Genomic DNA, 26,532 nt, shown 5'->3' with positions numbered 1-26,532 from the left:
GCCGCCGGCTGCGTACGCTTCTCCCGTGAGCGAAGAAAGCCAGATCAGCTTCGGTCCCGCGACCGGCGTCGGCTCCCTGCCCGGCACCGACGCGCGGGAAGCCGCCAAGACCGCCACCGGGAGCTTCGAGGACTTCCCGCACCTGCCCGAACTGCCCGCCCGCGGCCCCGGCGCCGACATGATCGGCCGCACCGCCGGCATGCTCGTCGAGCTGTACGCGCGCGTGGAGCCCAGCGGCTGGCGGATCGGCGACCGGCCCGGCCGCGACACCCGGCGGGCCCGCTCCTGGCTCGGCGAGGACCTGGACGCGCTGGAGGAGTTCACCCAGGGCCACCGGGGACCGCTCAAGGTGCAGGCGGTCGGCCCCTGGACCCTCGCCGCCGCCCTGGAGCTGAAGAACGGCGAGGCCGCCCTCTCCGACCCGGGCGCCTGCCGCGACCTCGCCGCCTCCCTCGCCGAGGGGCTGCGCCTCCACCTCGCCGAGGTGCGGCGGCGGGTGCCCGGCGCCCGGCTCGTCCTCCAGCTCGACGAACCGTCCCTGACCGCCGTCCTGCGCGGGCAGGTGCCCACCGCCAGCGGATACCGCACCCACCGTGCCGTGGACCGTCAGACCGTCGAGGCGACCCTCCGCGACGTCGTGTCGGCGCACGACGGCGGGCCCGTCGTCGTGCACTCCTGCGCCCCGGACGTGCCGTTCGCCCTGCTGCGCCGGGCGGGCGTGGCGGGCCTGTCCTTCGACGCCTCCCTCCTCACCGAACGTGACGACGAGGCGATCGGCGAGGCGGTCGAGGACGGCATCCGGCTGCTCGCCGGTGTCGTGCCCGGCACGGACGGCCCGTTGTCGGACCCGGGCGGTAGCGTCGGAGGAGTCAGAACGCTGTGGCGCAGGCTGGGGCTGCGACCGGACCTCCTGGCGGAGGCCGTCACGCTCACCCCGGCGTGCGGACTCGCGGGGGCCTCCCCGCAGTACGCGCGGGCCGCCTACGCCCACTGCGTCCGGGCCGCGAGATCCCTCGCGGACAACCCTGAGTAACGGGAGGACACCCAGTGGCCGGCGACCAGCAGGCGGAGACGACGAGCGTGCCCGCCGAGGCGCGCGAGAAGCACGCACAGCTCGCGGAGCAGATCGAGGAGCACCGCTTCCGGTACTACGTGAACGACGCGCCCGTGATCAGCGACGCCGAGTTCGACCGGCTGCTGCGCGAGCTGGAGGCACTGGAGGAGCAGCACCCCGAGCTGCGCACCCCCGACTCGCCGACCCAGAAGGTCGCCGGGGCGTACGAGACGGAGTTCACCTCGGTCCAGCACCGCTCGCGCATGCTCTCCCTGGACAACACCTTCAACGACGAGGACCTCGCCGCCTGGACCGAGCGCATCCACCGCGAGCTGGGGGAGCAGGCGTTCCACTTCCTGTGCGAGCTCAAGGTCGACGGGCTCGCCGTCAACCTCACCTACGAGCGGGGCCGCCTCACCCGCGCGGCGACCCGCGGCGACGGCCGCACCGGTGAGGACATCACGCCCAACGTCCGCACCATCGCCGAGATCCCCGACCGGCTCACCGGCGAGGAGGTGCCCGAGCTGGTGGAGATCCGGGGCGAGGTCTTCTTCCCCATGGAGAAGTTCCAGGAGCTCAACGCCCGCCTGGTGGCCGCCGGGGACAAGCCGTTCGCCAACCCGCGCAACGCGGCGGCCGGTTCGCTGCGCCAGAAGGACCCGCGGGTGACCGCCACCCGGCCGCTGCACATGGTCGTGCACGGCATCGGCGCGCTGGAGGGCTTCCCCGGCCGCATGACCCGGCTCTCCCAGGCGTACGACCTGCTGAAGTCCTGGGGCCTGCCCACCTCCCCGCACAACAAGGTGGTCGACGGCATCGAGGGCGTCCGGGAGTTCATCGCGTACTACGGCGAGAACCGCCACTCCGTGGTGCACGAGATCGACGGCGTGGTCGTGAAGCTGGACGAGATCCCGCTCCAGGGCCGCCTCGGCACCACCTCCCGCGCCCCCCGCTGGGCCATCGCGTACAAGTACGCGCCCGAGGAGGTCAACACCAAGCTCATCAACATCCGCGTGGGCGTGGGCCGTACGGGCCGGGTCACGCCCTACGCCCAGGTCGAGCCGGTCACCGTCGCCGGGTCGGAGGTCGAGTTCGCCACCCTGCACAACCAGGACGTCGTCAAGGCCAAGGGCGTCCTCATCGGCGACACCGTGGTGCTGCGCAAGGCCGGCGACGTCATCCCCGAGATCCTCGGCCCGGTCGCCGACCTGCGGGACGGCAGCGAGCGCGAGTTCGTCATGCCGGCCGAGTGCCCCGAGTGCGGCACGCCGCTGAAGGCGATGAAGGAGGGCGACGTCGACCTGCGCTGCCCCAACGCCCGCACCTGCCCCGCCCAGTTGCGCGAGCGGCTGTTCTACCTCGCCGGCCGCAAGGCCCTGGACATCGAGCACTTCGGCTATGTCGCCGCCGCCGCCCTCACCCGGCCGCTGGAACCCGCCGACCCGCCGCTGCGCGACGAGGGCGACCTGTTCGACCTGACCGTCGAGCAGCTGCTGCCCATCAAGGCGTACGTGCTCGACCAGGACAGCGGGCTGCCCAAGCGGGACCCGAAGACCGGCGAGGAGAAGGTCGCCACCGTCTTCGCCAACCAGGAGGGCGCCGCGAAGAAGAACGCGGTGGCGATGCTGGAGAACATCGCGGCCGCCAAGGACCGCCCGCTCGCCCGCGTGCTGACCGCCCTGTCGATCCGGCACGTCGGACCGGTGGCGGCGGAGGCGCTGGCCCGCGAGTTCCGCTCCATCGACCGCATCGAACAGGCCACCGAGGAGGAACTGGCCGCCACGCCGGGCGTCGGCGGGATCATCGCCGCCTCGCTCAAGCAGTGGTTCGCCGAGGACTGGCACCGCGAGATCATCCGCAAGTGGAAGGCGGCCGGGGTCCGCATGGCGGACGAGACCTCCGGCGAGGACGAGGGCCCGCGTCCGCTCCAGGGCCTCACCGTGGTGGTGACCGGCACCCTGGAGCGGTTCACCCGTGACGGCGCCAAGGAGGCACTGCAGGACCAGGGCGCGAAAGTGACCGGATCGGTCTCCAAGAAGACGTCCTTCGTGGTCGTCGGAGACAACCCCGGATCGAAGTACGACAAGGCCGTGCAGCTGAAGGTGCCGGTCCTGGACGAGGCGGGTTTCGAGGTCCTCCTCGCGGACGGGCCGGAAGCCGCCGCCGAGGCCGCGCTTTCGGCCGACGGGTAACGGTTGAAGCCCCCCGGATCGGCGCATACCAGATGCATACGGGTGGCCGGGGCGCATTCGGGCAACCGTCGGCGACCGGTGCCCGTGGAAGCCTTCCGCGGCCTACTGTTGAGAGGTGCACCTGCCGTGCCCAGCCGCGGTCGGGGCATCCCAGTGTTCGCCAAGGGTCCGGGGTAAGGCTTTCCATCGCGGAGCCGCTGAGGGTTGTCGGGCATCGGGCCGCGTGGCGTGGCCACCGCCGGCTGTGAGAGGGACGGGAATGGAACCGACCGAGAGCGCCGCCCCGGGCTCACGGCTGCGTCTGGGCCGGCTGACCGCCGTCCGCCGGCGCGGACGCGCGGCCGGGCGGCCCGCGGACCGGCCGGGCTCGCGGGAGCACACCGCGGCGGACTCGGCGGACGGACTCGGCCACGCCCGGCCCCGGCCCGCCGTCCGGGGCCCCGTCCTGTCCGACACCGACGGCGAACGCCACCTGCCCTGGCCCGCGTTGCCCACGGCGATCGTCGCCGCGGCCGCCTTCGTCCTGGGCGCCGGCTTCCTGTACGCCTTCACCGGCGGCCACGCCCTCTTCCCGTCCGGCACCGTCGGCTGGTCGCTGGCCGTGCTCGCCGGCATCGTCGTCGGCCACCTGGTCATGCTGGGCCGCTCCCGCTGGTGGGGCGGCACCGGCTCGGGCGCCGCGCTCACCCTCGCCGTACTGCTGCTCTACGGCTGGGTGCCCGCGGGCATGGTCAGCCTCACCGTCGTCGTGCTGGTCGGTGCCGCCCGCCGGGGCCGCTGGCGGCAGGGCGTCCTGCACGGCGCGGTCGACCTCCTCGGGATCGGCGCCGGCGCCCTGGTACTGGCCGCGTTCGGCTCCGTGCCGTCCGTCGAGAGCCCCTCGGCCCCGGACAGCTGGTCCTTCGCCACCGCCTTCGAGGTGGTGCTGGTCGCCGTCGCCTACCTCGCCGTCACCCGCACCCTGTTCTGGTACCTGCACACCCCGCGTGCCGGGCTGCCCACCGTCGCCCGCACCGCCCTGGTCCGGCAGGCCCTGGTCGCCGTCGCCCTGCTCGGGATAGCCCCGCTGATCTGCGTCGTCGCGGACGCCAAGCCGCTGCTGCTGCCGCTGTTCGCCATCCCGCTCATCGCGCTCGACTCCACCCTGTGGATCGCCCGGGCCCGCGCGGAGGAGCAGCTGCGCGACCCGCTGACCGGCCTGCCGAACCGCCAGTGGCTGCTGGAACGGATCTGGACCGCCCTGGACGACGCGGAGCGCATCGAAGCCCGCTCCGCCCTCATGCTGATCGACCTCGACCGGTTCCGTTCGGTCAACGACACCCTCGGCCATCTCGCCGGCGACCGGCTGCTGCTGCAGATCGCCGACCGGCTGAGAGCCGCCCTGCCGCGCGGCGCGGAGGCGGCGCGGCTCGGCGGCGACGAATTCGCCGTGTTACTGCCCGTCGCCGACTCCACCACGTCCGCGACCCGCGTCGCCCGCGGCCTGGTCGCGGCCCTCAGCTCGCCGCTCGACCTCGACGGACTCACCCTCGTCCTGGAGGCCAGCGCGGGCGTCGCCGTCTTCCCGGACCACGCGCTCGACGCCGAGGGCCTGCTGCGGCGGGCGGACGTGGCGATGTACCAGGCCAAGCGGGACCGCACCGGCGTCGAGGTGTACGAGTCCAAGCGCGACTCCAACACCCCTGACCGGCTGGGCCTGCTGGGCGACCTGCGCCGGGCCCTGGACGCCCACGAGGTCCAGCTGCACTACCAGCCCAAAGTCCGCTTCGACGGCCAGGTCTCGGGCCTGGAGGCCCTGGTGCGGTGGGTGCACCCGGAGCGCGGCCGGGTCCCCCCGGACGAGTTCATCGCGATCGCCGAGTCCTCCGGACTGATGCCCCACCTGACGGAGTACGTCCTGGAGACCGCCCTCGAACAGGTCGCGGCGTGGCGCGCCCAGGGCCTGTTCGTGCCCGTCGCCGTCAACGTCTCCCCGCGCGACGTCCACACCCCCGGCTTCGCCGGCTCCGTCGCCGCGCGCCTGGCCCGGCACGGCGTCCCGGCCGGTGCGCTCCAGCTGGAGATCACCGAACACGTCCTGCTGGAGGACCCGCAGCGCGCCGCCGACACCCTCAACGCCCTGACCGGGCACGGCGTGAAGATGTCCCTCGACGACTTCGGCACCGGCTACTCCTCACTGGTGCACCTGAGGCGGCTGCCGGTCAGCGAACTGAAGATCGACCGTTCCTTCGTGGCCCGGCTCGCCGTCGACAGCGAGGACGCCGAGATCGTGCGCTGCACGATCGACCTCGCCCACTCGCTCGGCCTGCTCGTCGTCGCCGAGGGCGTCGAGGACGACGAGACCTGGGAACGCCTGCGCGACCTGCGCTGCGACGCCGTCCAGGGCTGGCTCGTGGCGGCCGCGATGCCGCCCGACGAGACCACCGCCTGGCTCCTGGCCCGCGGCTCCCGCGGCTGGCAGCGCCCCGCGGCGGCCCTCCCCGCCGCCGCGGGCGACGACTCCGGCCGGGTCGGCTAGGCGTACGGTTCCGGCACCGGCCCGCACCGTTTCACGGGCACCACCGCGGGCCCCATAGGATTGGCCCCAAACACACACACTCACCCCAGAGGATCGCTGCATGCCTGGCATCACGCGCGAGGAGGTCGCCCACCTCGCCCGGCTGGCGCGTCTGGAGCTGAAGCCCGAAGAGCTCGACCACTTCGCAGGCCAGCTCGACGACATCATCGGCGCGGTCGCCCGCGTCGGCGAGGTCGCCGACCAAGACGTCCCGCCGACCTCGCACCCGCTCCCGCTGACCAACGTCATGCGGCCGGACGAGATCCGTCCCTCGCTCACCCCCGAGCAGGCGCTGTCCGGCGCCCCGGCCCAGGAGCAGCAGCGTTTCAAGGTGCCGCAGATCCTGGGGGAGGAGTAACCGCCATGAGCGATCACATCATCAGGCTCACCGCGGCCGAGACCGCGGCGAAGATCGCCTCCGGCGAACTCACCGCCGTCGAGGTCACCGAAGCCCACCTGGCCCGCATCGAGGCCGTCGACGAGAAGGTGCACGCCTTCCTGCACGTCGACCGCGAGGGCGCCCTCGCCCAGGCGCGCGCCGTCGACGACAAGCGCGCCCGGGGGGAGAAGCTCGGCCCGCTGGCCGGCGTCCCCCTCGCCCTGAAGGACATCTTCACCACCGAGGGCATCCCGACCACCGTCGGCTCCAAGATGCTCGAAGGCTGGATCCCGCCGTACGACGCGACGCTCACCCAGCGTCTCAAGGACGCCGACGTCGTCATCCTCGGCAAGACCAACATGGACGAGTTCGCCATGGGGTCGTCCACCGAGAACAGCGCCTACGGCCCGACCGGCAACCCCTGGGACCTCACCCGGATCCCCGGCGGCTCCGGAGGCGGCTCGTCCGCCGCGCTCGCCGCGCACATGGCACCCCTCGCCATCGGCACCGACACCGGCGGCTCCATCCGCCAGCCGGCCGCCGTCACCGGCACCGTCGGCGTCAAGCCCACGTACGGCGCGGTCTCCCGCTACGGCATGGTGGCGTTCTCCTCCTCCCTCGACCAGGGCGGCCCCTGCGCCCGCACGGTCCTGGACGCGGCCCTGCTGCACGAGGTGATCGCCGGCCACGACCCGAGGGACTCCACGTCCATCGACGCGCCGGTCCCGCCGGTCGTGGAGGCCGCCCGCAACGGCAGCGTCCAGGGCATGCGCGTGGGTGTCGTCAAGCAGTTCCGCGGCGAGGGCTACCAGGCCGGTGTCGTCCAGCGGTTCGACGAGGCCGTGGACCTGCTCAAGGACCTCGGCGCCGAGATCGTCGAGCTGGACTGCCCGTCCTTCGACCTCGCGCTGTCGGCGTACTACCTGATCGCGCCCTCGGAGTGCTCCTCCAACCTCGCCCGCTTCGACGGCCTGCGCTACGGCCTGCGGACCGGCGACGACGGCACGCACTCCGCCGAGGAGGTCACCTCGCTGACCCGCGAGGCGGGCTTCGGCGACGAGGTCAAGCGCCGCATCATGCTCGGCACCTACGCGCTCAGCTCCGGCTACTACGACGCGTACTACGGCAGCGCCCAGAAGGTCCGCACGCTCATCAAGCGGGACTTCGACCAGGCCTTCGAGCAGGTCGACGTGATCGTCTCCCCGACGACCCCGACCACCGCCTTCCCGATCGGCGAGCGCGCCGACGACCCGATGGCGATGTACCTCGCCGACCTGTGCACCATCCCGACCAACCTGGCGGGCAACGCGGCCATGTCGCTGCCCTGCGGCCTCGCACCCGAGGACAACCTGCCGGTCGGACTGCAGATCATCGCCCCGGTCATGAAGGACGACCGCCTCTACAAGGTGGGTGCCGCCGTCGAGGCCGCCTTCGTGGAAAAGTGGGGCCACCCGCTGCTCGAGGAGGCTCCGTCGCTGTGAGTGCACTGACCAAGGCCAAGGGCTTCAAGAAGTCCCGGTCCGGTACGTACCTGTCCATGGCCGCCACCGCGTTCGGCGCGGTCGGCGTCGCCAAGCGCGTCAAGAAGGCCCGGCTGGAGAAGGACACCCTGGTCCTGATCGACGCCACCGTGTCCGCCGCCGCCATCGTCACCGGCCTCGCCATCCTCTACCGCGAGCTGAAGCGGCTGGGCGACGACGACGTCCTGCTGGGCTGAGAGGGAAGTTTCACCGTGACCACCACGACCGACCTGGTGTCGTACGAGGACGCGCTGGCGTCGTACGACCCCGTCATGGGCCTCGAGGTCCATGTCGAACTCGGCACCCGCACCAAGATGTTCTGCGGCTGCGCGACCGCGCTGGGCGCCGAGCCGAACACCCAGACCTGCCCGGTCTGCCTCGGCATGCCCGGCGCGCTCCCGGTCGTCAACGCGACCGGCGTCGAGTCGGCGATCCGGATCGGCCTCGCGCTGCACTGCGAGATCGCCGAATGGTGCCGCTTCGCCCGGAAGAACTACTTCTATCCGGACATGCCGAAGAACTTCCAGACCTCCCAGTACGACGAGCCGATCGCCTTCGACGGCTACCTCGACGTGCAGCTGGAGGACGGGGAGACCTTCCGCGTGGAGATCGAGCGCGCCCACATGGAGGAGGACACCGGCAAGTCGACCCACGTCGGCGGCGCCACCGGCCGCATCCACGGCGCGTCCCACTCCCTGCTCGACTACAACCGGGCCGGCATCCCGCTCATCGAGATCGTCACCAAGCCCATCACCGGCGCCGGTGAGCGCGCCCCCGAGGTCGCGCGGGCCTACGTCCGTGAGCTGCGCGAACTCATCAGGGCGCTCGGCGTGTCCGACGCCCGCATGGAGATGGGCCAGATGCGCTGCGACGTCAACCTGTCGCTGATGCCGAAGGGCGCCGAGACGTTCGGCACCCGCAGCGAGACCAAGAACGTCAACTCGCTGCGCTCCGTCGAGCGGGCCGCCCGCTTCGAGATCCAGCGCCACGCGGCCGTGCTGAACTCGGGCGGCACCATCGTCCAGGAGACCCGCCACTTCCACGAGGACACGGGGTCCACGACCTCCGGCCGCGTGAAGGAGGAGGCCGAGGACTACCGGTACTTCCCGGAGCCAGACCTGGTCCCCGTCGCCCCGTCCCGCGAGTGGGTCGAGAAGCTGCGCGCCGAGCTGCCCGAGCTGCCGCTGGTGCGCCGCAACCGGCTCCGCGAGGAGTGGGGGATCTCCGGCACCGACATGCAGGCGATCCTCAACGCCGGCGCGCTGGACCCGATCGTCGCCACCATCGACGCCGGGGCCGACGCGGCCTCCGCCCGCAAGTGGTGGATGGGCGAGCTGGCCCGCGCGGCCAACGAGTCGCAGAAGGCGCTGGACGAACTGGCGATCACCCCGGCGCAGGTGGCCCGCGTCACCGAGCTGGTGGCCAAGGGCGACCTGAACGACAAGCTGGCCCGCCAGGTCATCGAGGGCGTCCTGGCCGGTGAGGGCACGCCGGACGAGGTCGTGGAGAAGCGAGGCCTGAAGGTCGTCTCCGACGAGGGCGCGCTCACCACGGCCGTCGAGGAGGCCATCGCCGGCAACCAGGCCATCGCCGACAAGATCCGCGGCGGCAAGGTGGCCGCCGTCGGCGCGCTGGTCGGCGCCGTCATGAAGGCCACGCGCGGCCAGGCCGACGCGGCCAGGGTCAAGGAACTGATCCTGGAGAAGCTGGGCGTCTGAGCAGGCTGATCCGCGGGCGGTCCACAGACGGCCGTCGCGGCGGCCGCAGCAGGAGGACGAGGGGTGCACCGGTCGGGCCGGTGCACCCCTCGCTCGCTCCCTGGTGAACGCGGTGACCACAGCGCCCCGCGGCCGCCGGTCGCACGGGCTCGCCGCCGGCCGGCCGACGGCCCCGCCGGACCCCGCGGCCGGTGCCCCGACGTCGGCCGCTACGCTCCCTGGCCATGAGTGGACGCGCCGATTCCGACACGCACTCGGACACCCGTCCGGAGCCGGCCGAGACCCACCCGGCTGCCGTGATCCCGGACGACGACTCCTCCCTCGCCCCGGACGCCGACGGGGACGTCCCCGCGGACGCCGAGGCGGGTGATGAGGAGCACGAGGCGGACGACGACCCCGACCCGGACGACGATCCCGACCCCGACCCCGACCCCGACCCCGACCCGGACGGGTCGCGGGCACGCCGGGCCCGCTTCGTCGCGGCCGGCACCGGCGCCGTGCTGTCCATGGCGGGACTGGCCGCCGCGCTGCTCCGCCTCAACGGCCCCGCGCCCGCGCCGGTCCCGGGCGCGTACGCCGGCGGTGCGGTGATCTGCGTCGCCGCCGCCGTGCTGGGCTCCCGCGGCCGCACCCGGCGGGCGCTGTGGCTGCTGATCGCCGGGCTGATGGTGATGGCGCTGGGCGACCAGTTCGACTGACGCCCGGTGCCTGCCCGGGGGCCCGCGCCGTGGAGCCGTCGCGCCGGCCCGGGTTCCGTGCGGGCCGTTGCGCAGGGGGAGGCGGACGCACGCCTGTGAGCCGGCCCCCGGCAGGACGAGACGAGGCGGACCGCGTACGAGCCGGCCCCCGGCAGGACGAGGCGGCGTCCCCGGGCGAGCCGGCCCGGCAGGGCGGGCGGGGCGTCGTGGGCCGGCCCGGCAGGACGGGCGAGGCGCCGGGGGCCGTCCCGGCGCGGGGCGGGTGGCGTGTGAGGTGCCCCGCATCGCTGTGAAGAAGCCCACGAACACGACAAACGATCATTCGCAGGTGCAAGAGTGGCAGGGCATCGCTCATGCGTTCTTTGCGGGCAGTTCCTTCCATGAACGGCTGTTCCCGGTCAAAGATCCACACTCAGTCCCTCCGGGAGCACATTCGTGGCAGCCCTCGCACGCTGGTGTGTCCAACGACGTCTGGTCGTCGTCCTGCTGTGGCTCCTCGCCCTCGGCGGGGTCGCCGCGGGTGCCGCCGTCGCGGGTTCCACCTACTCCAACGACTACGACGTCCCCGGCACCGAGTCGGGCCGGGCCGTGGAACTGCTGCACGAGGGCTTCCCCCAGCTCGGCGGTGACAGCGACACCGTCGTCTGGCACACCGCCTCCGGCAGCGTCCGGGACACCGCGGTCGAACAGGCCATGACCCGCACCCTCGAACGCGTCGCCGAACTGCCCGGCGTCGCCGACGTCCGGGGGCCCTACGACGACACCGGCGGCGCCGGCCGGATCAGCGAGGACGGCCGCACCGCCTACGCCACGGTGTCCTTCGCCGACCAGGCCAAGGACATCGACGCCGGAGAGGCGGCGGCCGTCGTCGAGACGGCGAAGCAGGCCGAGACGGACGGGCTGCGGGTGGAACTGAGCGGGAGCGCCGTCGGCCTGACCCAGGCGCCGGAGGGGCACCTCGCGGAAGCGGTCGGCGTGCTCGTGGCCGCCGTCGTGCTGTTCCTCGCCTTCGGCTCCCTCGCCGCCTCCCTGCTGCCCATCGCCACCGCGCTGGTCGGGGTCGGCACCGCCTACGTGGGCATCTCCCTGCTCGGGCACGTGATGACGGTCGCGGACTTCGCGCCGATGCTCGGGCTGCTGATCGGGCTCGGCGTCGGCATCGACTACGCGCTGTTCATCGTGACCAGACACCGCCGCGGACTCAAACGGGGACTGACCGTCCCCGAGGCCGCCGCCGAGGCCGTCGCCACCACCGGCCGCGCGGTGGTCTTCGCGGGGGCCACCGTGTGCATCGCCCTGCTGGGCATGCTGATCCTCCGCCTCAACTTCCTCAACGGCGTCGCCGTCGCGGCCTCCCTCACCGTGGTGCTGACCGTCGCCGCCTCCGTCACCCTGCTGCCCGCCCTGCTGTCGCTCATCGGCATGCGGGCGCTCAGCCGCCGCGAACGCCGCGGGCTCGCCGAGCACGGACCCCAGCCCGAACTGCCGACCGGGTGGGCCGCGCGCTGGTCGGCGTTCGTGGAGCGTCACCCCAAGCTGCTCGGCGTGGTCGCGCTGGCCGTGATGGCGGTCCTCGCGCTGCCCACCCTCTCGCTGCACCTGGGCACCTCCGACCAGGGCAACCACCCCAGCACGTCCACCACGCGCCAGGCCTACGACCTCCTCGCCGACAGCTTCGGGCCCGGCGTGAACGGCCCCCTCACCGTCGTCACCGAGGTCGACGGGGCCGAGGACCGGCTGGCCCTCGGCGACCTCGACGCCACCCTGCGCGACACCGAGGGCGTCGCCTCCGTCTCACCGGTCACCTACGGCCCGTCCGGGGACACCGCGTTCCTCACCGTGGTGCCCGAGTCCTCCCCGCAGGACCAGGCCACCAGCGACCTCGTCGACCGGCTGCGCCACGACGTGCTGCCGCGCGCCGAGGCGGGCACCTCCCTCGACCTGCTGGTCGGCGGCACCACGGCCGGGTACGACGACTTCGCCGACGTCATCGTCGGCAAGCTGCCCGTCTTCGTCGGGGTCGTCGTCGGCCTGGGCTGCCTGCTGCTCCTGCTCGCGTTCCGCTCCATCGGCATCCCGGTCAAGGCCGCCGCGATGAACGTGGCCGCCGTCGCCGGCGCCTTCGGCGTCGTCGTGGCGATCTTCCAGTGGGGGTGGGGCAGCGAACTGCTCGGCCTGGGGCGGGCGGGGCCGATCGAACCCTTCCTCCCCGTGATCATGGTGTCCGTCCTCTTCGGCCTGTCCATGGACTACCAGGTCTTCCTGCTCAGCCGGATGTACGAGGAGTGGCTGGAGACCGGCGACAACCGGCGTGCCGTCCGGGTCGGCCTCGCCGAGACCAGCCGGGTGATCAACTCCGCCGCCGTCATCATGATCGCGGTGTTCCTCGCCTTCGTCCTCAGCGGGGACCGGGTGATCGCCATGTTCGGCATCGCGCTCGCCGCCGCCGTCGCCCTGGACGCCTTCGTACTGCGCACCCTCCTCGTCCCGGCCCTCATGCACCTGCTCGGGGGCGCCAACTGGTGGCTGCCGCGCGTGCTCGACCGGATCCTGCCGCGCATCAGCATCGAACCCCCCGAGGCCCGCCTCGCCCACGCCCGCCTGGCCGAGGCCACGGACGCCGAGGCGGCCCGGGTCCTCACCGGGGACGCGCGGCGGGCCGACGCCGGCGACGCGGCCGGGTGACCCCGCGCGGGGTGCGGGGGCGCGGGAACGGCCGGCCGTAGGCACCTTACGGACGTCCCGAGGCACCCCGTCCCCGTCTAAGGCCCCCGGTGCCGCCGAAGATGCGGCAGTCTCCCGATGTGCCGGACCCCCCTGGGGGACGAAGGTGGAGGCATCGCAGAGAGCGACGCCACACCGCATCGTCCCAGGGGGACCGTCATGCTCGAGTACGAGATCCACAAGCTCCGCCAGCAGGAACTCATCGACTCCGCCGAGGAGCAGCGCCGCGTCCGGGAGGCCGTCCGCGGGCGCCGCGCCGCCCGCCATGCCGACGCACGGGACGCCGAGCACGAGAGCCATACCCGCCGCCTCCGCCGGCCCCGGTTCGCCCGAGCGGCATGAACCCGGAGCCGGGGGCCGGCGACCGCACGGGGGTCGGCCGCCGTCCACCGCGCCCGGCCTCCGCGGACGCCCCGGCCCCCGGGCCGGACCCGCGCGCCGAGCCCGGCCACCCCGGCGGTCCCCGGAGCCCCGCCGCAGCCGCCCGCACCGCCCCGCCGACGACGGGCGCCCCGCCCGGCGGGCCGGTGCGGGCGGCTTCCGCCGTGGGGAAAACCGGTGCCGCGCCGTCGGTGACGCGTGCCATGCTCGGGGCCGTGGAGACCAGGTCCGTCAGTCCCGTGTTCGTCGGCCGCACGGAAGAACTGGGCGCCTTGCACGAGGCGTTCGGCAGTGCCGCCGCGGGCGAACCGCAGGCCCTGCTCATCGCCGGCGAGGCGGGCGTGGGCAAGACCCGCCTCGTCGAGGAGTTCACCACCGCCGCCCGGGAACGGGGGGCCGTCGTCGCGCTCGGCGGCTGCGTCGAGATAGGCGCCGACGGACTGCCCTTCGCCCCCTTCTCCACCGCGCTGCGCGGGCTCCGCCGCGAGCTGCCGGCCGAACTCGCCGAGGCCGCCGACGGCCAGGAGGAGGAACTGGCCCGGCTGCTGCCCGAACTCGGCACCGAGGCCGCCCGCGAGGCCCGCCGCGACGAACACGGCATGGCCCGCCTCTTCGAACTCACCGCCCGCCTGCTGGAGCGCGTCGCCGCCGAGCACACCGTGGTCCTCGCCCTGGAGGACCTGCACTGGGCCGACGCCTCCACCCGGCACCTGCTCGCCTACCTGCTGCGCACCCTGCGCACCGGACGCCTGGTCGTGCTGGCCACCTACCGCTCCGACGACATCCACCGCCGTCACCCGCTGCGCCCCCTCCTCGCCGAACTCGACCGGCTCCGTACCGTCCGGCGCCTCGAACTCGGCCGCTTCAGCCGCGAGGAGGTCGGCTGCCAGATGGCGGGCATCCTGGCCCGGGAACCCGAACCCGCCCAGGTGGACGAGGTCTTCGCACGCTCCGACGGCAACGCCTTCTTCGTCGAGGAACTCGCCGTCGCCGGTCCCGCCGGCCGCTGCACCGGGCTCACCGACTCGCTCCGCGACCTCCTGCTGGTGCGGGTGGAAGGACTGCCGGAGAGCGCCCAGCGGGTCGCCCGGATCGTCGCCGAGGGCGGGTCCACCGTCGAGTACCGGCTGCTGGCCGCCGTCGCCCGGCTCGCCGAGGACGACCTGCTGGCGGCCCTGCGCGCCGCGGTGCACAGCAGCATCCTCCTCCCCGCCCCCGACCGCGACGGCTACCGCTTCCGCCACTCCCTGGTCCGCGAGGCGGTCAGCGACGACCTGCTGCCGGGTGAACGCTCCCGCCTCAACCGGCAGTACGCCGAGGCACTGGAGCACGACCCCACGCTGGTGCCCGCCGACGAGCGGGTCACCCGGCTGGCCAGCTACTGGTACCAGGCACGGGACGCCGCCAAGGCCCTCCCCGCCGTGCTCGACGCCTCCGTCGAGGCCCGCCGCCGGCACGCCCACTCCGAACAACTGCGGCTTTTGGAACGGGCGATGGAACTGTGGGACTCCGCCCCCGCCGCCGTCCGCGCCACCCTGCGCCCCGCCGACTACACCGAGGTCTACCCGCCCTGCGGCTGCGACCCGGAGACGACGCCCCTGCGCTACCTCGACCTGATGGCCGAGGCCGCCGTCGCCGGCCGGCTCTGCAGCGAACGCGAGCGGGCCCTGAAGATCACCAAGCGCGCCCTGCGCCTGCTGGACGAGGACCCGGACCCGCTGCGCGCCGCCTGGTTCTGGGTCCAGCGCTCGCGCCTCACCCAGTCCCTCGCCCGCGGCGACGGCTGGAGCGAACTCGGCACCGCCCAGGAACTGGTACGCGGCCTGCCGCCGTCCGAGGTGCACGCCGAAGTGCTCGCCTCCGCCGCCGCCTGGTCGATGCTGCACCGCCCCGGCCCGGACGCCATGGCCGCCGCCGAGCGGGCCGTGGAGTACGCGCGCATGGTCGGCGCCCAGGACATCGAGCTGAACGCCCGGCTCACCCTCGGCGGCCTCATGGTCGACGCGGGCGACGTCGAGGCCGGCCTCGCGACGATGCACGAGGTCAAGGACCGGGCCGTCGCCCTGGGGGTGACCTCGGTGGTGGGGCGCAGCCACATCAACCTGCCGTCGGCCCTGGAGGGCGTCGGCCGCTCAGAGGAGGCGGTGGACCTCCTGCGCGACGGCGTGCGCGTCACCCGGGAACTCGGACTGCTGGAATCGGGGGACTGGGTGTGGGGCAACCTGGCCGAGTCCCTGCACTCCCTCGGGCGCTGGGACGAGGCCGCCGATGCGGCGGGCAACGCCCTGCGCGTGGAACGCGGCGCCAGACCCCGGGCCGGAGCCCTGATGCGCCTCGCCCACCTCGCACTGGACCGGGGCGACCTCGCCGAGGCGTCCCAGCACCTGACGGACGCCCGCACCTCCCTCGGCACCCACGACCCGATGCCCCAGTACGCCCTGCCGCTGCACCGCATCGCCCTGGGCATCGCCGCCGGGGAGGGCCGCCTGGCCGACGCCCGCTCCGAATTGCTCGACGCCCTCGACGGGGGTTTCCCGCCCGGCACCCAGCGCTACGGCTGGCCCCTGCTGCTCGCCGCCGCCACCGCCGAGGCCGACGCCCACGGATCACCCGCGACGGAGCCCGGACGCCCCGGCGTCCTGGACCGCCTGCGCGCTGCCGCCAGGACCCTCGCCACCGGCGCGCCCGTGTGGCAGGCGCACGACGCCTGGCTGCGCGCCGAGCTGCGGCGGGCCGAGGGCCGTGCGGCACCGGAGGACTGGAGCCCGGTCGTCGCCGCGCTGGAACACCTCCAGCGGCCCCACGACCTGGCCCGCGTCCGCTTCCGGCTCGCCGAGGCCCTGCTCGCCTCGGGCGCGGACGACGACGGGCGGGAACGGGCCACGGAGCTGCTCCGGCTCGCCGCCACCGTGGCCGAGCACCTCGGTGCCCGCCCCCTGGAGCGGTCCGTCACCCTGCTGGCCCAGCGCGCCCGCCTCGCGCTGCACCCCGTCCCCCGGCAACGCGGTGCCGTGCCCACCGGTCCCGCCGATCCCGCCGACGCCCTCGGCCTCACCGGCCGGGAGCGGGACGTGCTGCGGCTGGTGGCCGCCGGGCACACCAACCGCCGCATCGCCGAGGCCCTGTTCATCTCGCCCAAGACGGCGAGCGTGCACGTCTCCAACATCCTCGCCAAGCTGGGCGTCTCCGGCCGGGGCGAGGCCGCCGCGGTGGCCCACCGCCTGGGTCTGTTCCCGGTGGAGGCCGAGGCGGGATAATGGCGTCACGCCCACGCGGCCCTGGAAAGGGGAGCGATGTTCAACGCCCTCGAGGAACTGTTCGCCCCCGGCCGCAAGCACACCCGCGATGAACAGAAACGGCTGGAGCTCAGCCGGGTGGACGTCGGCGACGCCGATCCCGGACGCGGCCCGATAGACCTCGCCTCCGGCAAGGTCGTGGTGCGCCCGCCCGCCCAGGACGGCGGCCCGGACGCCCCTCCCGCACCCGGCCACGGCCCTCACGCCGACCGGAGCGCCGAGGACGCCGGGGACCCCCAGGGCGACACCGGGAGCGACGCCGGGGACGCCCCGAACGCCCCGGGCGCCCCCGCCCCGGACACCTCCGCGAGCGCCTGACCGGCCCGGCCCGCCGGCCGCTCGGCTCACGGGAGCGCAGACTCTCCCAGGTCCTGTCGTCACCTTCCCGTCTTCCGTGCGCCGCCATGCACGCACTCTCGCCGCACCGGGCCCTGACGCGAGTACATCCAGTACCAGGGCCAGGGCCCGGCACGCCGAGAGCACGCACCTGACGCCGCACGGCCGCCGTGCGGGCGGACGACGGGAAGGTGACGACAGGGCCTAACTCACCTCCAGCTCCAGGATCCGGTCGTCACCGTCCTTGGGCTGGATCCGCCCGTCGGTGTTGCTGGTGACCAGCCACAGCCGGTTCCCGCCCGCCGGCGCGACCGTGCGCAGCCGGCCGTACTCCTCCTCCAGGAAGGCCTGCGGCTCGGCCGACGTCCCGGTGCCGTCCAACGGGATGCGCCACAGCCGCTGACCGCGCAGGCCCGCCATCCAGACCGAGCCCTCCGCGTGGGCGATGCCGCTGGGGGACGCCTCGGCGGTGCCCCACTGGTGGACCGGGTCGTGGAAGTCCCCGCCGGACTCGCCCTCCGCCTCCGGCCAGCCGTAGTTGTCGCCCGGCTCGATGGCGTTGAGCTCGTCCCAGGTGTTCTGGCCGAACTCCGAGGCGAACAGGCGTTGTTTCCGGTCCCACGCCAGCCCCTGCACGTTGCGGTGGCCGTAGGAGTACACCGGGGAGTCCGGGAAGGGGTTGCCCGGTGCCGGTTCGCCCTCCGGGGTGACCCGCAGGATCTTGCCGCCCAGGGACTCCTTGTCCTGGGACAGACCGGTCTCGCCCCGTTCGCCCGTGCCCACGTACAGCATCCGGTCCGGGCCGAAGGCGATCCGGCCCCCGTTGTGCACCACGCCCTTGGGGATGCCGCGCAGGACCGTGTCGGGGGCGCCCAGCTGCTGACCGGCCGGCTTCTTCTCCTCGTACCGCAGGCGGACCACGCGGTTGTCGGACGCCGAGGTGAAGTAGGCGTAGATCATGCGGTCCGCGGCGAACTCGGGGGAGAGCGCGATGCCGAGCAGGCCGCCCTCGCCGGACGGGACCACCCCCGGCACCTCGCCCAGCCCGGTCTTCTTCCCCGAGTCCGCGTCGACCCGCGTGATCGTCGCCTCGTCCCGGGACGAGACCAGCAGGTCGCCGTCGTCGAGCGGGGCGAGCCCCCAGGGGGTGCTCAGTCCCGTGGTCACGGTGCGCAGCACCTTCACCGAGCCCTTCGCCGGCGGGGTCGAAGCGCCGGTGCCCTGCGCGGGGGGCGACTGCCCCGCCGTACGGCTCGGGGAGGCGCTGGTGCCGCCGTCCCCGTCGGGGGACCCTCCGCCGTCGGATGAGCAGCCGGCCGTCAGCAGGAGCGCGGCGGCGGCCAGTACGGCCGTCACGGCTCGTCGTTGCACGATCTCGTCCCTTCGACGCGGGCAGTTCCTAGTTGTCATACACCGCTCGCGCCTCCCAGGTTCCCGGTCCCACCGACACGAACCGCCGGACGGCCCCGCTTCCCGGCCGTCCGGCGGTACGGGCCGGCCGCGGAGGCGTCCCGCGGGTCAGTCCCAGGACCCCTGCGCCGCGGGCAGCCGTGCGATCTCCGCCAGGTCCCGTCCGGTCAGCCGCAGCCCGGCCGCCGCCGCGTTCTCGGTCACCCAGCGCTCCCGCTTGGTGCCCGGCACCGGGATCACCTGCCGTCCCCGCGACAGCACCCAGGCCAGCGCCACCTGGGCCGGGGTGACGTCCTCCCCGTGCCGCCGCGCGACGCGGCGCAGACCGGCCACGATCGGCTGGTTCGCGGCCATCATCTCGGCGGTGAACCGGGGGTGCCGGGCCCGCAGGTCGTCCGCCTCGAACCCGCCGCCCGGCGTCAGCGTGCCGGTGAGGAAGCCGTTGCCCAGCGGCATCGCGGCCAGGAAGCCCACCCCGCGCGTCTCGCACCACGGCAGCAGCGCGTGCAGCGCCTCCGTCGACCACACCGACAGCTCCGCCTGCACCGCGCTCACCGGGAACACCTGCTGCACCCGCTCCAACTGGCGGATCGTGCCGTCGTGCAGCCGGGCCCCCGGCCGCCGCCCGGAGCGCGCGCCCACCGCGCACAGCCCCAACGCCCGTACCTTCCCGGCCCGGACCAGCTCCGCCATCGCGCCCCAGGTCTCCTCCACCGGGACCTCCGGGTCCGCCCGGTGCAGCTGGTACAGGTCGATGACATCGGTCTGCAACCGCCGCAGCGACGCGTCGCAGGCACGTTTCACGTACCCGGGGCGGCCGTTGGCGACGATGTGCTGGTCGCCCACCAGCAGGCCCACCTTCGTCGACACGAACGCGTCGGCCCGCCGCTCCTTCAGCACCCGGCCCAGCAACAGCTCGTTGGTGAACGGGCCGTACATGTCCGCGGTGTCGAGCAGGGTGGCGCCGAGGTCGAGCGCCCGGTGCACCGCCCTGAGCGACTCCTGACCGTGCTGCCGCGACGTGCTGTAGGCCCAGCTCATCGGCATGCACCCGAGTCCGACGGCCCCCACCGCGAGCGCCCCCGCGCCGATCGTCCTGCGCTCCACCTGGTCGTGACCCTCCCTCTGCGAGCCACCAACCTAACCTCTGCCGGTCCGCCGCCCTGACATAGCCTCCGGGGCATGACTGCTGACGTGTGGCTCCCCCTTCCCCCGCAGGAGATCGACGGCCTTCCCGAGGGGCCGGACTACCACTTCTGGAACGGCGCCGAGGAGTTCCCCGCCGACCCGGCCGACTGCGCCTTCTACGTCGTGCCCTACCTGAAGCCCGCCGGTGTCGGCGTGCGGCCGATGCCGCTGATGCGCTCCGTCCAGGTCGTGCAGACGCTGTCCGCCGGCACCGACCACATCGAGCCGGGACTGAAGCACCTCGGGCCGGGGGTCCGTCTGTGCAACGCCCGCGGGGTGCACGAGGCCAGCACCGCGGAACTCGCCCTCGCCCTGATCCTCGCCTCGCTGCGCGGACTGCCCGACTACGTGCGGGCCCAGGACAAGGGGGAGTGGCTGGCCGGTTTCCGCCCCGCGCTCGCCGACCGGACGGTCCTCGTCGTGGGGTACGGCTCGATCGGCTCCGCCATCGAGGACCGGCTCGTTCCGTTCGAGGTCGCGCGGGTGGCGCGCGTCGCGCGCTCCGCACGCACCACGGCGCGCGGTCCGGTGCACCCGCTCACCGAACTGCCCTCCCTGCTCCCGGAGGCGGACGTCGTGGTCCTGTCCACACCGCTGACCGCCGGCACCCGTCACCTCGTGGACGCGGACTTCCTGGCCCGGATGAAGGACGGCGCCCTGCTCGTGAACATGGCCCGCGGCCCGGTCGTGCACACCGAGGCCCTGCTCAACGAGCTGCGGACGGGCCGGATCCGCGCCGCGCTCGACGTCACCGACCCCGAACCGCTGCCCGCCGGACACCCCTTGTGGCAGGCCCCGGGCGTGCTGATCAGCCCGCACGCCGGCGGGCCGACGTCCGCCTTCCGGCCGCGGGCGGAGCGGTTGCTCGTGGACCAGTTGCACCGTTTCCTGAACCGGGAGGAGTTGCGGAACGTGATCCTGGAGACAGGGGCGGAAACCGCGTAATCCGCTTCGGGTACCGTCCGCTTCCTCCCGGAAGCGCTGGGTACTCATACATCAGGTGATCGTCACGCAGAGTAGAGAAGCTATGTCCCTGAGTGACGAGACTGGTGTATCGTCCCGACAGGGGCTGCGCCACTGACCATCGGCGCGGGGGAACGGACTTGCAGACTGTGAGGGGGGCGACGGGCGATGCACGGCCTATGGACGAGCGATCCGACGCGGCGGAGCCGCCGACGGCGACCCTGGCGCGCGACCGCGCGCGACCGCTGTCAGCACAGCGGTCCCCCTCTCCCACCGGACCACCCGCCGGGGCGCCGGGAGCGCCGTCCGCGCGTCCCGCGCCGAGTCGGGAGCGGGTGGCGCACACCCCCGGTGCTCCGGGACCCGCGGGGTCCCGGAGCGGGGCGCACCGGGAGGGAGCGGTGAGCGCGCCGGCCGCCACCTCGACGCCGGAGGCGGCGGAGCGGCAGCAACCCGCCCCCGGGGTGCCGCCGCCGCGCCCCCCGGCCGCCGGGCAGCGGCCCGGCCTCGTCCCCCAGCTCGTCCTCGCCCTCGTGTGCGCGGCCTACGCCGTCGGTGCCGCGCTCGGCTGGGGATCGGACGAACTGGCACTGATCATGGGCGACTTCGGACTCAGCGCCGCTGCCGGAGCGGCGGCCGTGTCCTGCTTCGTGTACGCCCGGGGGCGGAACACCCGTTTCCGGCCCGCCTGGCTGCTGTTCGGGCTGTCGTCCACCATGGCCGCCCTGGGCAACTTCGTCTGGGGGTGGTACGAGGTGATCCTCGACCGGCCCGTGCCCAGCCCCAGTTACGCGGACCTGTTCTTCCTCTGCTTCGCCCCGCCCGCCATCGTGGGCCTGCTGGTGCTCGCCAAGCGGCCCGTGACCAAGGCCGGGTGGATCTGCCTCGCCCTGGACGCCTTCCTCATCGGGGGCTCCCTGCTCACCCTGGCATGGAGCCTGGCCCTCGCCCAGACCGCCCAGGCCGAGGGCGAGAGCGTGGCGCACACCGCGCTGTCCCTGGCGTACCCGCTGCTGGACATCGCCCTCGTCAGCATGGTGCTCGCGCTGCACTTCCGGCGCTCGGCGGTGAACCGCTCCGCCGTCAACACCGCGATCGGTGCGCTCGCCCTCACCGTGATGTGCGACGCCCTGTTCACCTCGCCGCTGCTGCACAACGACTACCGCTCGGGCCAGCTGCTCGACGCGGGCTGGTTCGCCGGGTCGCTGCTCCTCGTCTACGCCCCCTGGGCCGCGCGCCGCGGCGGGCGGCCCGAGGACGCCGGGCAGACGCGCGTGATCCGCGGACACCTGCCCGGACAGCGCGGGCCGGCCCCGCAGCCCGCCCCCGCGAGCGACGCCGGCCTGTTCCCGGCGGCCCGGCCCATCGCCGGTTCCCTCGCCGCCCTCACGCCCTACCTCGCCGCGGCCGTGTGCACCCTGGGCATCCTGTACCACGTGCTCAACGGGCGCAGCGTCGACCGCGTGGTGCTCTTCACCGGCGGCACCGTGGTGCTCGCGCTCGTGGTGCGCCAGGGCATCATGCTGCTCGACAACATCACCCTCACCCAGGAACTCGCGCAGGCCGAGAACCACTTCCGCTCCCTGGTGCAGGGCTCCAGCGACGTCATCATGATCGCCGCGCCGAGCGGCATCCTCCGCTACGTCTCCCCGGCCGCCGCAGGCGTCTACGGCCGCCCCGCGGAGGATCTGGTGGGCACCGAACTGGCCCACCTCATCCACCCCGAGGACCTGGGCTGCGTGGTGCACGAGATCCGCCGGTTCCTCGCCGCCGACCCCGCCGAGGAGCCCACCACCCGCATCGAGTGCCGGTTCCGCTCCGGCGGCGCGGGAGGCTGGCTCAACGTGGAGTCGACCGTCAACCGTCATCACGGCGGCCTCATCTTCAACAGCCGCGACGTGACCGAACGGGTACGGCTGCAGGCCCAGCTCCAGCACAACGCCGAGCACGACCCGCTCACCGACCTGCCCAACCGGGCGCTGTTCACCCGGCGCGTCCAGCAGGCGCTGTCCGGCCGCCGGGCCGCGGACCGGGACGCCGCCCTGCGCGGCACCGCCGTCCTGTTCATCGACCTGGACGGTTTCAAGGGCGTCAACGACACCATCGGCCACCAGGCCGGCGACGAACTGCTGGTCCAGGCCGCCAAGAGGCTCCACGACGCCGTCCGCAAGGGCGACACCGCGGCCCGGCTCGGCGGCGACGAGTTCGCGGCCCTCATCGTCGGGGACGGCGCCCGCGACCACCAGGCCCGCGAACGCCACCTCCTGGAGCTCGCCGACCGCCTCAGAAGCACCCTGTCGCAGCCCTACCTCATCGACGGCAACGATGTCCGGGTCAACGCCTCCATCGGCGTCGCCTTCGCCGAACCCGGCCTCGGAGCGGGCGAGCTGCTGCGCAACGCCGACCTGGCCATGTACCGGGCCAAGGCGGGGGGCAAGGGCCGCGTCGAGCTGTACCGGCCCCAGATGCAGCAGGACGTCGTGCGCCGCGCGGAACTGGCCGGGCGGCTGCGCGCCGCCCTCCACGACGGCGAGTTCTCGCTGCTGCACCAGCCGGTGGTGAGCCTGGAGGACGGCCGGATCACCGCCGTCTGCGCCCAGGCGCGCTGGCGTTCCTCGCAGGGCGTGCTCTTCACACCCGCGGAGTTCCTGCGGGTCGCCGAGGACGGCGAGAAGACCGCCGAGCTGGGCCGCTGGGTGCTCCAGGAGGCCATCGAGCGGGCCTCCGAGCGGCAGACCACCGGCCTCCGGGTGCCCGTCGCGGTCCGGCTGGGCGCCCACCGCCTGGTGGACCGCTCGGCGCCGCTCGGCCGGATCGAGACCCTGCTCACCCGGTACGGGCTGCCGTCCGGCTCGCTGATCGTCGAAGTGGCCGACACCGACCCCCGGGTGTGCCTGGACGAACTGGAGCGGCGGCTGACCGCGCTGAAGCGGGCCGGTGTCCGCATCGCCCTGGACGGCCTCGGCAGCGGCCAGGCCGCGATCGCCGCCCTCAGACGTCTCCCGGTCGACATACTCAGGCTCGACCGCACCCTGGTCGAGGGCGTCGTGGAGTCGGCGCGGCTGCACAAGATCACCAGCGGGCTGCTGCGCATCGCCGGGGACCTCGGCGTCGAGTCCGTGGCCGAGGGGGTGGACCGGCCCGAGCAGGTCACCGCCCTGCGCGCGATGGGCTGCACCCACGGACAGGGCATGGCCTTCGCCGGACCGCTGGACGAGTACCGGCTGCGCCGGGCGCTGACCGCCGGCCGCTGCCCGGTGCCGGGCGAGTCGGCCGAACCCGTGTTCGCCGGCGGCTCGAGTGGCGTGTTTCCGACGGGGATGGCCACCGTTCTCCGTGGTGGGACAGCCCTCCGCTCACATGATGAGACCCCGGTCCCACCCACTTGACAGTAGGCGCGTGCCGGGGGGAGGGTCAGTTCCATGCGCACCCGAATTCTCGTACTTGGACAGCGCGTCGGCTGACGCTGGGCCCTGAAGGCCCAGCTACCCGCACCGGCGCGCTCCCCTCGCTTGCCTTTTGGCACGAGGGGTTTTTTGTTGCACCAGAGTCGTCGCACAACCCGCGTACACCGCGCAAACCTCGCAAAAACCCTCAGCATCGAGAAGAGAATGCCGATGACCGAGCAGGCCACCGGGGCCCACCCGCAGCCGCGGCCCCGATCCGGACAGCCGTCCGCCCCCGAGCAGGTGACGGGCGCGCAGTCCCTCATCCGCTCTCTCGAGGAGGTCGGCGCCGACACGGTATTCGGCATTCCCGGCGGTGCGATCCTTCCGGCCTACGACCCGCTGATGGACTCGACCCGGGTGCGCCACGTCCTGGTCCGGCACGAGCAGGGCGCCGGCCACGCGGCCACCGGCTACGCGCAGGCCACCGGAAAGGTCGGCGTCTGCATGGCCACGTCCGGGCCCGGCGCCACCAACCTGGTCACCCCGATCGCCGACGCGCACATGGACTCGGTGCCCATGGTCGCGATCACCGGCCAGGTCGCCTCCAAGGCCATCGGCACGGACGCCTTCCAGGAGGCGGACATCGTCGGCATCACCATGCCGATCACCAAGCACAACTTCCTGGTCACCAAGGCCGAGGACATCCCGCGGGTCATCGCGCAGGCGTTCCACATCGCCGCCACCGGCCGTCCCGGCCCGGTGCTGGTCGACATCGCCAAGGACGCCCTCCAGGCCCGCACCACCTTCTCCTGGCCGCCCACCATGGACCTGCCCGGCTACCGGCCCGTCACCAAGCCGCACGCCAAGCAGATCCGGGAGGCCGCCAAGCTGATCACCTCCGCGAAGCGGCCGGTGCTCTACGTCGGCGGCGGGGTCATCAAGGCCCGTGCCACCGCCGAGCTGAAGGTCCTCGCGGAACTCACCGGAGCTCCCGTCACCACCACCCTGATGGGACTCGGCGCATTCCCCGACAGCCACGAGCTGCACGTGGGGATGCCGGGCATGCACGGTGCGGTCACCGCCGTCACCGCGCTGCAGAAGGCCGACCTGATCGTCGCCCTCGGAGCCCGCTTCGACGACCGTGTCACCGGCAAGCTGGACAGCTTCGCCCCGTACGCGAAGATCGTCCACGCCGACATCGACCCGGCGGAGATCGGCAAGAACCGCGCCGCCGACGTGCCGATCGTCGGTGACGCCCGCGAGGTCATCGCCGACCTCGTGCAGGCCGTCCAGAAGGAGCACGCCGACGGCCACCGGGGCGACTACACCGCCTGGTGGAACGACCTGAACCGCTGGCGCGACACCTACCCCCTCGGCTACGACCTGCCCGAGGACGGCTCGCTGTCCCCGCAGCAGGTCATCCAGCGCATCGGGCAGCTGGCCCCGGAGGGCACGGTGTTCGCGGCGGGCGTCGGCCAGCACCAGATGTGGGCCGCGCACTTCATCGAGTACGAGAAGCCCGCCACCTGGCTGAACTCCGGCGGCGCCGGGACCATGGGCTACGCGGTGCCGGCCGCCATGGGAGCCAAGGCCGGCGTCCCCGACCGCACGGTCTGGGCGATCGACGGCGACGGCTGCTTCCAGATGACCAACCAGGAGCTCACCACCTGCGCCCTGAACAACATCCCGATCAAGGTCGCCGTCATCAACAACGGCGCCCTCGGGATGGTCCGCCAGTGGCAGACCCTGTTCTACAACCAGCGGTACTCCAACACGGTGCTGCACTCCGGTCCCGACGACGTCAACCCCGAGGCCCGCGGGACCCGCGTCCCCGACTTCGTGAAGCTGTCGGAGGCCATGGGCTGCTACGCCATCCGCTGTGAGGACCCGGCCGACCTGGACAAGGTCATCGAGGAGGCCAACTCGATCAACGACCGCCCGGTCGTCGTGGACTTCGTGGTCCACGAGGACGCGATGGTGTGGCCGATGGTCGCCGCCGGCACCTCCAACGACGAGATCATGGCCGCCCGGGACGTCCGCCCCGACTTCGGTGACAACGAGGACGACTGAGAGCCGTCGGGACTCACAAGCAGAGGAAGCAGATCATGTCCAAGCACACGCTCTCCGTCCTGGTGGAGAACACCCCCGGCGTCCTGGCGCGGATCACCGCCCTGTTCTCCCGCCGCGGCTTCAACATCGACTCGCTCGCCGTCGGTGTCACCGAGCATCCCGACATCTCGCGCATCACCATCGTGGTGAGCGTCGAGGACTTCCCGCTGGAGCAGGTGACCAAGCAGCTCAACAAGCTGGTCAACGTGCTGAAGATCGTCGAGCTGGAGCCCGGCCAGGCCGTCCAGCGCGAACTCGTCCTGGTGAAGGTGCGCGCCGACAACGAGACGCGCTCCCAGATCGTCGAGATCGTCCAGCTGTTCCGCGCCAAGACCGTCGACGTCTCCCCGGACGCCGTCACCATCGAGGCCACCGGCAGCAGCGACAAGCTGTCCGCGATGCTGAAGATGCTGGAGCCCTTCGGCATCAAGGAACTCGTGCAGTCCGGCACGATCGCGATCGGGCGCGGTGCCCGTTCGATCACGGACCGGTCGCTGCGCGCTCTCGACCGGTCGGCCTGAGACCGGGAACGGGCGGCCGCCCGCGACACGGCCGCCCGTATTCCGAGACTCCGAACCGCCCCTTCCCCCCGCCGTCATACGGTGGGAGCAACACCTG

At 73.3% G+C, this 26,532-nt stretch carries 18 protein-coding genes; 16 read left to right on the top strand and 2 right to left on the bottom strand.

Features of this window, described 5'->3' with window-relative positions:
- The first annotated feature begins 25 nt into the window (after positions 1 to 25).
- From ACSU53_RS08735 to ACSU53_RS08680, 12 genes are all read left to right on the top strand, one after another.
- A complete protein-coding gene (locus ACSU53_RS08735) occupies positions 26 to 1,033 on the top strand; it encodes a methionine synthase (RefSeq protein WP_437026148.1) in 1,008 nt (335 codons plus the stop codon).
- A gap of 14 nt (positions 1,034 to 1,047) precedes the next feature.
- Positions 1,048 to 3,246: an NAD-dependent DNA ligase LigA gene (ligA, locus tag ACSU53_RS08730; RefSeq protein ID WP_437026146.1), complete on the top strand. Its 2,199-nt coding sequence runs from the start codon at positions 1,048 to 1,050 to the stop codon at positions 3,244 to 3,246.
- Positions 3,247 to 3,505: 259 nt separating this feature from the next.
- Entirely contained in the window at positions 3,506 to 5,764 is a 2,259-nt protein-coding gene (locus ACSU53_RS08725) for a putative bifunctional diguanylate cyclase/phosphodiesterase (protein WP_437026144.1), read from the top strand.
- A 100-nt stretch (positions 5,765 to 5,864) separates the two neighbouring features.
- Complete coding sequence (gene gatC / locus ACSU53_RS08720; RefSeq protein WP_362092091.1) at positions 5,865 to 6,161, top strand: Asp-tRNA(Asn)/Glu-tRNA(Gln) amidotransferase subunit GatC; 297 nt, start codon at positions 5,865 to 5,867, stop codon at positions 6,159 to 6,161.
- Between the two features lie 5 nt (positions 6,162 to 6,166).
- Positions 6,167 to 7,663 carry an Asp-tRNA(Asn)/Glu-tRNA(Gln) amidotransferase subunit GatA gene (gene gatA / locus ACSU53_RS08715; RefSeq protein WP_437026142.1) on the top strand — a complete coding sequence of 499 codons (1,497 nt, stop codon included), beginning with the start codon at positions 6,167 to 6,169 and terminating at the stop codon, positions 7,661 to 7,663.
- Complete coding sequence (locus ACSU53_RS08710; protein WP_164334242.1) at positions 7,660 to 7,899, top strand: hypothetical protein; 240 nt, start codon at positions 7,660 to 7,662, stop codon at positions 7,897 to 7,899. Before gatA ends, ACSU53_RS08710 begins: the two co-directional genes overlap by 4 nt.
- 15 nt (positions 7,900 to 7,914) lie before the next feature.
- A complete protein-coding gene (gatB, locus tag ACSU53_RS08705; RefSeq protein ID WP_437026140.1) occupies positions 7,915 to 9,420 on the top strand; it encodes an Asp-tRNA(Asn)/Glu-tRNA(Gln) amidotransferase subunit GatB in 1,506 nt (501 codons plus the stop codon).
- A 224-nt stretch (positions 9,421 to 9,644) separates the two neighbouring features.
- A complete protein-coding gene (locus tag ACSU53_RS08700; protein WP_437026138.1) occupies positions 9,645 to 10,118 on the top strand; it encodes a hypothetical protein in 474 nt (157 codons plus the stop codon).
- A gap of 435 nt (positions 10,119 to 10,553) precedes the next feature.
- Complete coding sequence (locus ACSU53_RS08695) at positions 10,554 to 12,803, top strand: MMPL family transporter (protein ID WP_437026136.1); 2,250 nt, start codon at positions 10,554 to 10,556, stop codon at positions 12,801 to 12,803.
- Between the two features lie 198 nt (positions 12,804 to 13,001).
- The gene (locus ACSU53_RS08690) at positions 13,002 to 13,184 is read left to right on the top strand and encodes a hypothetical protein (protein ID WP_437026134.1); all 183 of its coding nucleotides are present in this window, start codon (positions 13,002 to 13,004) and stop codon (positions 13,182 to 13,184) included.
- Between the two features lie 242 nt (positions 13,185 to 13,426).
- Positions 13,427 to 16,480 carry a helix-turn-helix transcriptional regulator gene (locus tag ACSU53_RS08685; RefSeq protein WP_437033084.1) on the top strand — a complete coding sequence of 1,018 codons (3,054 nt, stop codon included), beginning with the start codon at positions 13,427 to 13,429 and terminating at the stop codon, positions 16,478 to 16,480.
- Positions 16,481 to 16,516: 36 nt separating this feature from the next.
- Positions 16,517 to 16,837, top strand: coding sequence for a DUF6191 domain-containing protein (locus ACSU53_RS08680; protein WP_437026133.1), 321 nt, complete (start codon positions 16,517 to 16,519; stop codon positions 16,835 to 16,837).
- 222 nt (positions 16,838 to 17,059) lie between these two features.
- On the opposite strand, the gene ACSU53_RS08675 is transcribed toward ACSU53_RS08680, so the two are convergent.
- Positions 17,060 to 18,265 (bottom strand): PQQ-dependent sugar dehydrogenase, encoded by a 1,206-nt coding sequence (locus ACSU53_RS08675; RefSeq protein ID WP_437026131.1) that lies wholly within the window; start codon positions 18,263 to 18,265, stop codon positions 17,060 to 17,062.
- Positions 18,266 to 18,373: 108 nt separating this feature from the next.
- A complete protein-coding gene (locus ACSU53_RS08670) occupies positions 18,374 to 19,372 on the bottom strand; it encodes an aldo/keto reductase (protein WP_437026129.1) in 999 nt (332 codons plus the stop codon).
- Between the two features lie 75 nt (positions 19,373 to 19,447).
- Between ACSU53_RS08670 and ACSU53_RS08665 the strand changes: the two genes are divergently transcribed.
- The 4 genes from ACSU53_RS08665 to ilvN all read left to right on the top strand — a co-directional run bounded on the left by ACSU53_RS08665 (position 19,448) and on the right by ilvN (position 26,435).
- Positions 19,448 to 20,398, top strand: coding sequence for a 2-hydroxyacid dehydrogenase (locus tag ACSU53_RS08665; protein ID WP_437026127.1), 951 nt, complete (start codon positions 19,448 to 19,450; stop codon positions 20,396 to 20,398).
- A 419-nt stretch (positions 20,399 to 20,817) separates the two neighbouring features.
- On the top strand, positions 20,818 to 23,805 hold the full coding sequence (locus ACSU53_RS08660) for a putative bifunctional diguanylate cyclase/phosphodiesterase (protein ID WP_437026125.1): 2,988 nt from the start codon (positions 20,818 to 20,820) through the stop codon (positions 23,803 to 23,805).
- Between the two features lie 222 nt (positions 23,806 to 24,027).
- Positions 24,028 to 25,875: an acetolactate synthase large subunit gene (locus tag ACSU53_RS08655; protein ID WP_437026123.1), complete on the top strand. Its 1,848-nt coding sequence runs from the start codon at positions 24,028 to 24,030 to the stop codon at positions 25,873 to 25,875.
- 35 nt (positions 25,876 to 25,910) lie between these two features.
- Positions 25,911 to 26,435 (top strand): acetolactate synthase small subunit, encoded by a 525-nt coding sequence (ilvN, locus tag ACSU53_RS08650; protein ID WP_437026121.1) that lies wholly within the window; start codon positions 25,911 to 25,913, stop codon positions 26,433 to 26,435.
- Positions 26,436 to 26,532: the final 97 nt, after the last annotated feature.

The organism is Streptomyces sp. enrichment culture (assembly GCF_964273255.1).
Classification (GTDB): Bacteria; Actinomycetota; Actinomycetes; order Streptomycetales; family Streptomycetaceae; genus Streptomyces.
Note: the sequence above shows the minus strand (reverse complement) of the source record. Positions and strands in the feature narration are given on the sequence as shown.